The sequence below is a fragment of the Pseudomonas serbica genome, from assembly GCF_028823535.1.
Classification (GTDB): Bacteria; Pseudomonadota; Gammaproteobacteria; order Pseudomonadales; family Pseudomonadaceae; genus Aquipseudomonas; species Aquipseudomonas serbica.
Genome location: NZ_JAQIYM010000027.1, coordinates 22,370 through 34,201, shown reverse-complemented (window position 1 = coordinate 34,201; position 11,832 = coordinate 22,370). Strand labels below are relative to the sequence as shown.

12 protein-coding genes are annotated in these 11,832 nt (G+C 61.0%); 5 read left to right on the top strand and 7 right to left on the bottom strand.

The genetic code is table 11. The features are described 5' to 3' along the window. The 4 genes from NQL71_RS36920 to NQL71_RS29080 form a co-directional block, all read right to left on the bottom strand. A partial coding sequence (locus tag NQL71_RS36920) for a hypothetical protein (RefSeq protein ID WP_425520695.1) occupies window positions 1–120 on the bottom strand: 120 nt, incomplete at its 3' end. Window positions 121–129: 9 nt separating this feature from the next. Beyond that, the gene (gene gcvH / locus NQL71_RS29090) at window positions 130–513 is read right to left on the bottom strand and encodes a glycine cleavage system protein GcvH (protein WP_274643745.1); all 384 of its coding nucleotides are present in this window, start codon (window positions 511–513) and stop codon (window positions 130–132) included. Between the two features lie 417 nt (window positions 514–930). Further along, window positions 931–2,439, bottom strand: coding sequence for a transcriptional regulator GcsR (gene gcsR / locus NQL71_RS29085; protein ID WP_046817675.1), 1,509 nt, complete (start codon window positions 2,437–2,439; stop codon window positions 931–933). 69 nt (window positions 2,440–2,508) lie between these two features. After that, window positions 2,509–3,423: a LysR family transcriptional regulator gene (locus NQL71_RS29080; protein ID WP_046817674.1), complete on the bottom strand. Its 915-nt coding sequence runs from the start codon at window positions 3,421–3,423 to the stop codon at window positions 2,509–2,511. A gap of 151 nt (window positions 3,424–3,574) precedes the next feature. Between NQL71_RS29080 and speB the strand changes: the two genes are divergently transcribed. From speB to NQL71_RS29055, 5 genes are all read left to right on the top strand, one after another. Continuing rightward, a complete protein-coding gene (gene speB, locus NQL71_RS29075; protein ID WP_077185999.1) occupies window positions 3,575–4,576 on the top strand; it encodes an agmatinase in 1,002 nt (333 codons plus the stop codon). 65 nt (window positions 4,577–4,641) lie between these two features. Further along, entirely contained in the window at window positions 4,642–6,153 is a 1,512-nt protein-coding gene (locus NQL71_RS29070; RefSeq protein WP_166620884.1) for an aldehyde dehydrogenase family protein, read from the top strand. Between the two features lie 215 nt (window positions 6,154–6,368). Further along, window positions 6,369–7,943: a purine-cytosine permease family protein gene (locus tag NQL71_RS29065; protein WP_046817671.1), complete on the top strand. Its 1,575-nt coding sequence runs from the start codon at window positions 6,369–6,371 to the stop codon at window positions 7,941–7,943. A 17-nt stretch (window positions 7,944–7,960) separates the two neighbouring features. Beyond that, window positions 7,961–9,649 carry a choline dehydrogenase gene (gene betA / locus NQL71_RS29060; RefSeq protein WP_274643747.1) on the top strand — a complete coding sequence of 563 codons (1,689 nt, stop codon included), beginning with the start codon at window positions 7,961–7,963 and terminating at the stop codon, window positions 9,647–9,649. Between the two features lie 172 nt (window positions 9,650–9,821). Further along, window positions 9,822–10,277: a GNAT family N-acetyltransferase gene (locus NQL71_RS29055; RefSeq protein WP_166620885.1), complete on the top strand. Its 456-nt coding sequence runs from the start codon at window positions 9,822–9,824 to the stop codon at window positions 10,275–10,277. Between the two features lie 31 nt (window positions 10,278–10,308). On the opposite strand, the gene NQL71_RS29050 is transcribed toward NQL71_RS29055, so the two are convergent. The 3 genes from NQL71_RS29050 to NQL71_RS29040 form a co-directional block, all read right to left on the bottom strand. Next, window positions 10,309–10,500, bottom strand: coding sequence for a hypothetical protein (locus NQL71_RS29050; RefSeq protein ID WP_248687908.1), 192 nt, complete (start codon window positions 10,498–10,500; stop codon window positions 10,309–10,311). Continuing rightward, window positions 10,497–11,279: a DUF2092 domain-containing protein gene (locus NQL71_RS29045; RefSeq protein ID WP_274643744.1), complete on the bottom strand. Its 783-nt coding sequence runs from the start codon at window positions 11,277–11,279 to the stop codon at window positions 10,497–10,499. The genes NQL71_RS29050 and NQL71_RS29045 overlap by 4 nt, the downstream gene beginning before the upstream one ends. A gap of 177 nt (window positions 11,280–11,456) precedes the next feature. After that, complete coding sequence (locus NQL71_RS29040; protein ID WP_046817667.1) at window positions 11,457–11,783, bottom strand: NIPSNAP family protein; 327 nt, start codon at window positions 11,781–11,783, stop codon at window positions 11,457–11,459. Window positions 11,784–11,832 lie beyond the last annotated feature (49 nt).

The following is an 11,832-nucleotide window of genomic DNA, read 5'->3' as shown; positions in this document are numbered from 1 at the left end:
CGCACTCAGATCCTGGAGGGAGTCGAAACCGAGGGTGTTGAGCATGGCCTGCTCGTCACCGGCGCGGGGGCCGATGTGGCGGGCGATGAATTCGTCATGGGTGTCGAGGCGGATGGTCATGGGCAATCCTCACGCGTCGATCTGGTCTTGGATCAGGCGGTCGTAGGCGTCCTGATCCAACAGTTGGCCGACAGCGGCAGCGTCAGTGGGCTTGAAGCGGAAGAACCAGCCCTGGCCGAGCGGATCTTCGTTGACCAGCTCCGGGGTACTTTCCAGTTCCGCGTTCACTTCCAGCACTTCGCCGTCCAGCGGCATGCTGATGCTGCTGGCGGCTTTTACCGATTCCACGACAGATACTTCAGCGCCGGTGTCAAAGCTTCCCAACTCGGGTACTTGAACGAACACCACATCCCCCAGCGCCTGTTGCGCAAACGCGGTGATGCCGACTGTGAAGCTGCCGTCAGCTTCGGTACGCAGCCATTCGTGTTCGACGGTAAAACGCAATTCGCTCATATCAACTCCTCATTGTTCAGACTCATCCGCTGCAGGTGGCGGAGGGCGATGGGCAGGCTCGTGTTGGAGCTTGGCTGGAGGAGAGATAGCAAGGGTGGTGCCAAGGTTTATTATTTGTTTTAAATCAATGGCTTAGTCTTTAGTCAGGCTGTTTTTGTTGCGGCTGGCGTATTGAAATCAATACAGGCAGGCGAAGGGAAGGGACCGAAGCCCGGGCCAGACAGGTCGAGAGGGTTTTGTCTTGATTTCAATACACTGTATCGATTTGCAAACGCATCAGCGCCCACACAATTCCACTGTGGGAGCGGGCTTGCTCGCGAAGGCGGTGTGTCATTCAACCTATGCGCTGATTGACACACCGCCTTCGTCGGAACGCCGCCCGGACCAAGCCCGCTCCCGCTTTTGACCGAGGCGGTCTTACGACTTGTTGGGAATTCCGTATTTGCGCAGCCGAATGGCAATGGCGCTATGGGAGGTTTGCAGGCGCGCCGCGAGCAAGCGGCTGGACGGATAGCTGCGATAAAGTTTCTCCAGCAGATTCTTTTCAAACCCTTCGACGGCATCCTCGAGGCTACCCACCTCGCCATCGTTCTGTCGTTCCACCGCCGTCCTGGCAATATCGAGATCATCGATGTCCACCAACGGATTCTCGCAAATCGCCGCCGCGCGAAAGATCACGTTCTGCAATTGCCTTACGTTGCCCGGCCAGCGGTTGCCGAGCAGGGCGGGAAAGGTGCTGGGCGCCAGGCGACAGACCGGGCGCTGGATCTGCGCGCAGGCTTGCTGCATGAAGTGCTGGGCCATCAGCAAGATGTCGTGGCCACGTTCGCGCAACGGCGGCACTTGCAGGTTGAGCACATTGAGGCGGTAGAACAGGTCTTCGCGAAAGTGCCCCTCGCTGACCATCTTTTCCAGGTCGCGGTGGGTCGCGCTGAGGATCCGCACATTGACCTTGACCTCGCGATCGCCACCGACCCGACGGAAGCAACCATCACTCAAAAAACGCAGCAACTTGGCTTGCAGGTACGGCGACATTTCCCCGACTTCGTCGAGAAACACCGTGCCCTGGTCAGCCAGCTCCAACAGCCCGAGCTTGCCGCCCCGTTGCGCCCCGGTGAACGCGCCGGGGGCGTAGCCGAACAGCTCGCTTTCGGCCAGGCTTTCGGGCAGTGCCGCGCAGTTCAGGGCCAGGAATGGCGCGTCCCGCCGACCGCTGATGGCGTGACAGGCGCGGGCCACCAGTTCCTTGCCGGTGCCGGTTTCGCCCTGGATCAACAGCGGTGCATCCAGCGCCGCCACCCGTTGCGCGCGGGCCTTGAGCGAGCGGATCGGCGGCGATTCACCGAGCAGCGCATCGAAACCTTCGGCGTGATCATGGTGCAGCGCCGAGAGACGTTCGCCGATGCGGTTCGGTTGATAAAGGGTGAGCAGGGCGCCAGCGTCGGTGATCGGCATGGCATCGAGCAGCAGGGTGTGGCCGCCGAGGCTGACCTCGTGCATGGGCAGGCGGAAATGCTGGGCGATCAAGGTGCGTTGCAAGTCGGCATCGTCGAACAATGCGCTCAGGGATTCGCCGGCCGGTTCGCGACCGCACAGGGCGATCAACGCCGGATTGGCCAGCAGTACGTGACCGCGATCATCCACCGCCAGCACCGGGTCGGAACTGGCGGCGAGCAAGGCGTCCAGTTGCAGGCGCCGACGTTGCCCCGGAAGGATGTCGACCATGGTCACCGCTTGTACGCCGCGCACGCCGAACAGGGCCTCGCGCAGCTCTTCCAGCACTTCGGTACCGAGGGTCGGGGCATCGATGTAGACGTTCGGCGGCACCATCTCCACGGCATCCAGGTTGAAGCTGCGCCCGCCGAGCAGGGCCAGTACTTCCTGGGTGATGCCGACGCGGTCGATGAAGGTGACGTGGATGCGCATGACGGACCTGCAAAAGTGGCAAACGAAAATCAGTATGCCGGGGCGAATTTGAATTTGGCGAGCGTCATGTCATCCGTTAGCCGTTTTGCGGGCGCTGGCCGCCAGGTCCTCGAGGAACGCCTGGAGGATCGGCGGCGGTGCCACGCCGCGACGGGTGATCACGTCGAACGGTGATCTCAAACGTAAGCTACCCGGGGCCAACTGGTGCATCTCGCCACTCTTGACCCATTGGGCAGCGAAGTGCTCCGGCAGAAAGCCCAGGTAGGCGCCGGAAATGATCAGGATCGCCGTGGCTTCGATGTTGTCCACGGTGGCGGCCGCCTTGCTGACGCCCAGGTGTTCGAGGTCATGTTGCTGCATGTAGCCGCGGACGACGATGCGCCCGGCCGCGACTTCTTCGAGCAATTCCTCACCTTCAGCCTGGCTGCCGTACAGCGGATGCCGGCGCCCGCAATACAAGCCCAGTGCTTCCTGGTACAGCGGCGATTGCAGCAGGCCCGGCACATGGATCGGAAAGTGCCCGATGGCCAAATGCAGGCGGCCGTCGAGTACCCGCTCTTCCAGCTCCGCCGGCGTACCCACGTAGACGTTCAGGTGCACGTCATGGCCGCGCGACACGAAGCGCTGGGTGGTGCGCGGAATGGGCGAATCCGGGTCGGTGATGGTGGTGTCGATGATGCCCAGGTTGAGCTTGCCGCTGATGTGCTGCTTGAGCACGTCGGCGTCCATGCAGAAGTTCTCCACCGCCGACAGCAGGCGCTGGGTGGCCTCATGGATCGCCACCCCTTGCTCGGTCAGGCGGAAGCCGCTGCGCCCGCGCTGGCAGAGCTTGACCCCCAATCGGGTTTCCAGATGGGTCATCTGTTCGCTGATCGTCGACTGCCCGGCATTCAGCGCCGCCTGGGCGGCCGAGAAACCGCCGCAGCGGACAATCGTGGCAAACACCCTGAGCAACTTCAGATCGACATCGTGCAGTTGAATCACGTTGACCTCCGGCCTGTGGATGCATCGGTAATGCCGATATGAGTATCTGATGTTTAGCATTTTTTCCACGAAAACCTGCGCCCATAGTCTCTCCAACGGCGGTCGCCTTGCAGTTCCGCCAAGCCGATAACAAGAAGTGGAGAGGCTAGAAATGTCGAACAACGGTTATGAATCCGGTCGCCTGAACCTGCCATTCGTGGGTCATTGCACCTTTGGCAAATCCCCGGTGTGCACCGATTGGGATGCCCTGGATGCCGACGTCGCGGTGCTTGGCGTACCCAACGACATGGGCACCCAGTGGCGCTCCGGCGCACGCTTCGGACCACGCGGGATTCGTGAAGCATCGACGCTGTTTTCCTTCGGCCACGCCGGCGCCTATGACCACGAAGACGACGTGATGTACCTCACCGCTTCGGACGTGCGCATGGTCGACGTCGGTGATGCCGACATCGTCCACACCGACATGGCCACCAGTAACAAGAACACCGAATACGCCGTGCGCAAGATCCTCGATGCCGGGGTGATGCCGGTGGTGCTCGGCGGCGATCACTCGGTACATGCGCCGGTGATCAAGGCCTTCGAAGGCCGTGGCCCGATCCACATCATCCACTTCGATGCGCACCTGGACTTCGTCGACGAGCGCCACGGCGTACGTTACGGCCACGGCAATCCGCTGCGCCGCGCCTCGGAAATGAACCACATCGTCGGCATGACGCAGATGGGCATCCGCAACGTGTCGTCGTCCAACCGCGACGACTACGAAGCGGCCCACGAAGCCGGCTCGAAGATTCTCTCGGTGCGCGATGTGCGTCGCCTTGGCGTCGAGGGTGTACTGGCGCTGATCCCGCAGAACATCAACTACTACATCACCATCGACATCGACGGCTTCGACCCGTCCATCGCCCCGGGCACCGGCACTCCGAGCCACGGCGGCTTTCTTTACTACGAAGTGCTGGAAATCATCCAGGCCCTGGCCAAGCGCAGCAAAGGCAACATCGTCGGCATGGACCTGGTGGAAGTCGCACCGGTGTACGACCCGACCGGCATGACCTCGATCCTGGCCGCGCAACTGCTGCTCAACAGCATCGGTTTCATCTTCCACGAGCGCGGCTTGGTACGGGCGGCCGCCGAGAGTGAAGCGACCCTGGCTTAAGAGCAGGCCTGAACATCGAAACCAGTGACCCGACAGGCTCTGACTGCCGGGCAGAGAGAACAAAAATGGACACGATCGTCAAAAGTTACCTGCAAAAATTCGGCGTCAGCGAAGCCACCCAGACCTTCCTCGGCAAGGTCCAGAAAATGTTCATCGGCGGCGCCTGGGTCGAAGCCAGCGACGGCCAGACTTCCGATGTGATCGAACCTTCGACCGAAGGCCTGATCACCCGCATTCCGATGGGCACCACCGCTGACCTGGACCGCGCCGTGCAAGCCGCCCGTGCGCAATTCGACGGTGGCCAATGGAGCCAGGCCAAACCAGCGCAACGGGAACGCCTGATCCAGCGCCTGGCGGACTTGATTGAACAGAACGCTGCTGAGTTGGCGCAAATCGAATCGATCGACATGGGCAAGTCGGTCGCCTTCGCCAAGGACGTCGACATCCAGGGTACCGTCGATACCCTGCGTTACTTCGCCGGTTGGGCCACCAAGCTCCACGGCCGTACCGTCGAGCCTTCGCTGCCGGGCAATTACCTGGCCTATACCCGCAAGGAAGCGGTGGGCGTGGTCGGCGCCATCGTGCCGTGGAACTTCCCGTTGCAAACCATGGCCTGGAAACTCGGCGCGGCGCTGGCCACCGGTTGCACCGTGGTGGTCAAACCCGCCGAACTGACCTCGCTGTCGGCCCTGCGTTTCGCTGAACTGGTGCAGGAAGCGGGCATTCCGGATGGCGTGATCAACATCGTCACCGGACGTGGCAGCGTGGTCGGCGCGGCCATGGCCACCCACCCTGGCATCGATAAACTGACCTTCACTGGATCGACCCCGGTGGGCGTTACCGTTGGCCGCGCGGCGCTGGACGAGATGAAGCGCCTGACCCTCGAGCTCGGCGGCAAATCACCGGTCATCGTGTTTGCCGATGCTGACATTCCGGCGGCGGCACAAGCGGTCGCCAACGGGGTGTTTTTCAACTCCGGGCAGGTTTGCGACGCCGGCACGCGAGCCTATATTCATAGCAGCGTCTACGAGCAATTCCTGAGTGAGCTGATCGCCTACACACGCACCCTGAAAATGGCCCCGGGCCTGGACCCGGACTGCTTCATCGGCCCACTGGTCTCGGCCCTGCAAAAGCAGCGCGTGACCGAGTACATCGAGACCGGCAAGGCCGAAGGCGCCGAACTGGTCTACGGCGGCCAACCGGTCGATGGCCCTGGCTTCTTCGTTGAACCGACCATCTTCGCCAACTGCCGCAACGACATGCGTATCGTCCAGGAAGAGATCTTCGGGCCAGTGCTGGTCACCGCACCGTTCGACGATGAGGAAGAGGCGCTGGCCTTGGCCAACGACTCGGTCTATGGCCTGGCGGCGGCCCTGTATTCCAACGACTTGGGCAAGGTGCACAGCCTGATTCCACGGCTCAAGGCCGGTTCGGTCTACGTCAACGCTCACGGCACCCTCGACCCGTCGATGCCGTTCGGTGGCTACAAGCAGTCCGGGTTCGGCAAGGACCTGGGCGCGGAGCAGCTCGACTACCTGCTCGAAACCAAGGCGGTGTGGATCACGCTGCCAGCCTGACGCCTGCCCTTTGTAGGAGCGAGCTTGCTCGCGAAGAGGCCGGTACATTCGACAAATATGTTGCCTGACCCAACGCTTTCGCGAGCAAGCTCGCTCCTACAGGTTTTTCGTCATTTACACGTTTGAACATCAGGAACGGCATGGAGGCCCCCGGGCGTCGTTCACCCGAAGAATGCAGTTATCTCGTCATGATCTTCCAACAATAAGAGTCCATCATGAACACAAACGCCAAGTCCGCCACGAGTGTGTCCTCCCTCGATGACAAATCCGTCGTCGAGGGGCATTCGATTGACTTCATCCCCGAGGACGAACGCACCGACAAACTGTCGAGCCAGGGCCCGTTCTGGTTTCTCGGCAACTTCACCTTCTTCACCATGACCATCGGCTTCGTAGGCCCGAGCGTCGGCCTGACCGCGCTCTGGACCACACTCGCCGGCACCCTGGGCATCATGTTCGGCACGCTGTTCATGGCGTTTCACGGATCCCAGGGCCCGCACCTCGGCTTGCCGCAGATGATCCAGTCCCGCGCGCAGTTCGGTTACCGTGGCGTGATCCTCGTGCTGCTGGCGACGCTGTTCGTGTTCGCCGGGTTCAACATCGTCAATCTGGTCCTGATGATGCAGGGCCTGCATACGCTGTTCGGATTCAACCCCGTGGTGATCGCGGTGGCCGTGACCCTCCCGGCGGCGGTGTTGGCCATCCTCGGCCATGACTGGATGCACCGCAGCTTCAAATGGGCGTTGTACCTGTCGCTACCGCTGTACGGCCTGGTGACACTGGCGGTGGTGATGGGCTGGGTGCCGGATGCGGTCTTGCCGGCACTGGCCGAAGGCGAAGTGGCCCCGCCGCCGCTGGGCTTCAACTGGACCGGTTTCATCGCCCAGTTCGCGGCGGCGGCGAGCTACAACATCGCCTATGCCCCGTACGTGTCGGACTACTCGCGTTATCTGCCAAAGAACACCTCCAGCGGCAAGCTGATCGCCGTGGTGTTTCTTGGTGCGTCGCTGTCCGGTGCGTGGATGATTTCCGTCGGCGGCTGGCTGGCCGATCACCTGCACTCCACCGATGTGCTGGTGGCCCTGGGTCAAGTCGGCAACACCGTGTCGCCGCTGATCGGCACCGCGGTGGTGGTGGTGACCATCCTGGCGTTCCTGCCGGTGATCGCGATGAACATCTACAGCGCCAAGCTGACCACCCTGACCTGTGTCGATTCGATCAAGCACATCGAACCGACCCGCAAGGCGCGGATCATCGCCATCGCTTTCGTGATCCTGCTGCAACTGGGCGTAGCCCTGAGCATCCAGAGTTCCGGCAAAGGCCTGTCGGTGCTCGGCATCTACCTGGTGGTGATGCTGTACTTCCTGGTGCCCTGGACCTCGGTCAACCTCACCGACTACTTCTTCGTGCGCAAGGGCCGCTACGCCATCCCGCACTTCTTCATGCCCCACGGCAATATCTATGGCAACTGGGGCCTGCGCGGTATGGCCGCCTACGCCATCGGCTTCATCTCGATGATTCCGTTCTTCTACATCTATGACGGCGTCGAGCAACGCGAAGTGTATGTCGGCCCGCTGGCCAAGGCACTGGGCAGCATCGACATCGCCTGGCTGGTGGGGCTGATCGTCTCGGGCCTGGCGTACTACTGGCTGAGCCGCTCGATCGATCTCAAACGCGAAGAGGCGGTGATCCAGCAGATCGAGAAAACCTCCCCGCAATACACCACCGGCGACACGCTGATCCACAAAAAACCACTGCAACCGGTATTTACTGAATCGACGGTCGGGAGATAACCATGACCACACAAAGAATGACCACGCAAAAATACGACTACATCATCATTGGCGCAGGCTCGGCAGGTTGTGTGTTGGCCAACCGCCTGAGCGAAGACCCGGCCACCTCGGTGCTGGTGCTGGAGTTTGGCGGCAGTGACAAGAGCGTGGTGATCCAGATGCCGAGCGCATTCTCGATCCCGATGAACACCAAAAAGTACAACTGGCGTTACGAAACCGAACCGGAAACCTACCTCAACGGCCGGCGCATCCACTGCCCACGGGGCAAGGTGCTGGGGGGCTCGTCGTCGATCAATGGCCTGGTGTATATCCGCGGCCACGCGCTGGATTTCGACGAATGGGAATCCCTCGGCGCCCAGGGCTGGGGCTACAAGAATTGCCTGCCGTACTTCAAGCGCGCCGAAAGCTACGAGTCCGGTGGCGACAGCTATCGCGGGCAGACCGGGCCGTTGCACACCACCAACGGCAACAACATGAAGAACCCGCTGTACGGGGCCTGGGTTGAAGCCGGTGCCGAGGCGGGCTACATCAAGACCGAAGACTGCAACGGCTACATGCAGGAAGGCTTCGGCGCGATGCACATGACCGTAAAGAACGGTGTGCGTTGCTCCACGGCCAACGCCTATCTGCGCCCGGCCATGGGGCGTCCGAACCTGACGGTGGTCACCCACGCGATGACCCGCCAGGTCATCCTCGAAGGCAAGCGCGCGGTGGGGGTCATGTATGACCACGGTGGCCAGACCCACCAAGTGCACTGCAACCGTGAAGTGCTGATTTCGTCCGGGCCGATCGGCTCGCCGCACCTGCTGCATCGCTCCGGCATCGGCCCGGCCGCGGTCCTGCGCAAGGCCGGAATCGGCGTGCGCCATGACCTGCCGGGAGTAGGAGAGAACCTGCAGGATCACGCCGAGGTGTACATCCAGTTCGGCTGCAAGGAGCCGGTGACCCTCAACAGCAAGATGGACCCGCTGAGCAAGCTGATGATCGGTTTGCGCTGGCTGCTGTTCAAGGACGGCCTGGGCGCCACCAACCACTTCGAGGCCGGTGGTTTCATCCGCTCCGAGAAGGGCCTGCGCTGGCCGGACATCCAGTTCCACTTCCTGCCGGCAGCGATGCGCTACGACGGCAACAAGCCGATCAAGGGCCACGGTTTCATGGTGCTCACAGGTCCCAACAAACCGAAAAGCCGCGGGTACGTGCGGGTGCGTTCGGCCGATCCGTACGAGCATCCGGAAATTCGCTTCAACTACCTGGAGCGCGAAGAGGATCGCGAAGGCTTCCGCCGCTGCATCCGCCTGACCCGCGAAATCATCGGCCAGAAAGCCATGGACCGCTTCCGCGACGGCGAAATCGCTCCCGGCGCCCTGGTGACCAGTGACGAAGACCTCGATGCCTTTGTCCGTGACAACCTCGAAAGCACTTACCATCCCTGTGGCTCGTGCCGCATGGGCGAGGACGACATGGCAGTGGTGGATTCCGAGTTGCGGGTGCATGGCATCACGGGGTTGCGAGTGATCGACTCATCGGTGTTCCCAACCGAGCCGAACGGCAACCTCAATGCGCCAACCATCATGCTCGCCGAGCGGGCTGCGGACCTGGTGCGTGGGGTGCAGATGCTGCCGGCGGCGGACGTGCCGGTGGGGCTGGTGGAGAACTGGGAGAACAGCCAGCGCACAACACTGCCTGGGCGTAACGTGCGGGTCTGATCGCAATCCAATGTGGGAGCGGGCTTGCTCGCGAAGACGGAGTGTCAGTCAATGAATATGTCGACTGACACTCCGCCTTCGCGAGCAAGCCCGCTCCCACAGGGGGTGTGGAGGAATTTTTTCGTTGTGGTTGCTAGGCTGTAATTCCCCAAGACCGCAATGGAGCCCCCTCATGCCAATCCAGGCCCTGCGCGCCGACGCCTCGCACATCGAAAAAATCGCCCCGTTATTCGACGCTTATCGCGGCTTCTACGGCCAGCCGTCGAACCTTCCCCAATCGCGCGACTTCATCGCCGAACGCATCGCCCGCGACGAGTCGGTGATCTTTTTCGCCGAGGACAGCAAGGGCGAAACCCTGGGTTTCGTGCAGATGTTCCCAACCTTCTCCTCCATAGACGCGCACCGCACCTGGCTGCTCGGCGACCTGTTCACCACGCCCGCCGCCCGGGGCCAAGGCGTTGGCACGCTATTGATGAACACCGCCCGCGACTTCGCGCGGTTGATGGGCGCCAAGGGCGTGACCCTGGAAACCGCGACTGATAACCACAGCGCCCAGCGGTTGTATGAGTCGTTGGGTTACGTGCGTGATCCGGGTTACTACACCTATTGCCTGGACTTGCAGCGTTGATCACTAATGAAGGCTGACTACTGCATCGAGGTTAATCGCGCCGCGCCGAGCGCCTCGCGACACCGGCAACGCTGACTGGCGTGAGGGGACGCCCGACCACCGCCTCGGCTTGCGAAATAACGCTGTGCACGCCCGGGATCGACAAGGTTTCACCAAGCTCCAGCGCGCACACCGCTACCAGTCCCACCAGCAAAAATCCGCAGGATTTGATCAACAGGTTCATTTGGTTTTTCCTCGCACAAAGTTGCCGGGCAGGTCCTCGGCGTTGGGCAGGTCCTTCAGATCGATTTTCTGGGCATTGGTCGAGTTGTTGAAGGCGAAGTCATCTGCTGACGCGGCATCGCCACTTTTAAAGTCGCTGAGCTGGATGCTGTATTGCGGACTGCCGGCAATGGTTTTTGACGTGATGGAATAACGGCAAGGGTAGGGTTTGTCGCCCTGGGCGATCCATATCTGCCAATCAACTTCTTTTTTCCTGAACGCCAGGTGATCGCATTCGGTACCGCCGATGACGCCACTGCCCAGGTCCTTGATGTCGGTCACGCCCGCCATCAATTGATCCTGGGGATTGGACATGAGCAGGTCAGCGCCGGGAAGCGGCCGGTTGTATTTGTCCCGCAGGGTATCGAACAGATCATCCAGCGTGCCCGGGACTTCCACTTGGGTGTAGATGTTCTTGCCTTTTCCCAACAGGGTCAGGGTCTTGCCATCGAACACCATCTCCAGGTCGGCAAAACCACTGGCGCGGGTACTGCGCAACTTGTCAGGCCGAGTCAGAGCGAGTGTGCCGGAACCTGCCAAGGCCAGTCGTTGCTTATCTTTAGTGACTACTTCAAGGATGGTGTCGTAGTTGAACGATATATTTTTTTGCGCTGACATATAGTCAGACATCTTCTTGAGCAACGTCTTGGCGTAGGCCTCATCGGCCTGTGCCGCTGTTGCTGTACTCAATCCGATGATCAGGGCAAGAACGGTGTGCAACTTTGGGGCGAACTTTTCCATGGGAGGTCACCGCTGGAAGAATGCCGAGTTGGTGATGCGGACTTATAACGCTAGCCCCATCAACAGCAACTCGCCGGGTATTGCCTGACCATTCATCCGACGTTTTATTACGATGTGACCCCCCTGTTCGCCTAATAGAAAATGCCGCCCGGTCGGCGGCATTATCATTGATGACGATCAGGCGGGTTTGTGTTTCGGCTCACCGAACACCGGCCGGAAGAAGGTGCGTTCATAACTGAGGATACAGCGGGTTTCTTCCGCGTACTTGAAGGCGGCGATGCACTCAGGGTCGTTCATCGACGCTTGGCGATAGGTTTCGTAGGCCGCCAGGCTCGGGAAGGTGAACATTGCCAGGGCAATGTTGTTGGCGCCTTCGGACGGCAGGAAATAGCCGTGATGCTGGCCACCGAATTTCTCCACCAGCGGAATCCACAGTTTGCCGTAGTGTTCGAAGGCTTCGAGCTTGTACGGGTCCAGCACATATTTCAGGTAGCAGGTGACCATCGGTTTTTTCTCACAGACTGGGTTATGACGTTCTCGCCGTCGATGGTAG

Coding starts and splice junctions, on each gene's coding strand:
- NQL71_RS29065 (WP_046817671.1), top strand. CDS start 6,369: ATGAACACAAACGCCAAGTCCGCCACGAGTGTGTCCTCCCTCGATGAC.
- speB (WP_077185999.1), top strand. CDS start 3,575: ATGTCGAACAACGGTTATGAATCCGGTCGCCTGAACCTGCCATTCGTG.
- NQL71_RS29055 (WP_166620885.1), top strand. CDS start 9,822: ATGCCAATCCAGGCCCTGCGCGCCGACGCCTCGCACATCGAAAAAATC.
- NQL71_RS29040 (WP_046817667.1), bottom strand. CDS start 11,783: ATGGTCACCTGCTACCTGAAATATGTGCTGGACCCGTACAAGCTCGAA.
- gcsR (WP_046817675.1), bottom strand. CDS start 2,439: ATGCGCATCCACGTCACCTTCATCGACCGCGTCGGCATCACCCAGGAA.
- NQL71_RS29070 (WP_166620884.1), top strand. CDS start 4,642: ATGGACACGATCGTCAAAAGTTACCTGCAAAAATTCGGCGTCAGCGAA.
- betA (WP_274643747.1), top strand. CDS start 7,961: ATGACCACGCAAAAATACGACTACATCATCATTGGCGCAGGCTCGGCA.
- NQL71_RS29045 (WP_274643744.1), bottom strand. CDS start 11,279: ATGGAAAAGTTCGCCCCAAAGTTGCACACCGTTCTTGCCCTGATCATC.
- gcvH (WP_274643745.1), bottom strand. CDS start 513: ATGAGCGAATTGCGTTTTACCGTCGAACACGAATGGCTGCGTACCGAA.
- NQL71_RS29050 (WP_248687908.1), bottom strand. CDS start 10,500: ATGAACCTGTTGATCAAATCCTGCGGATTTTTGCTGGTGGGACTGGTA.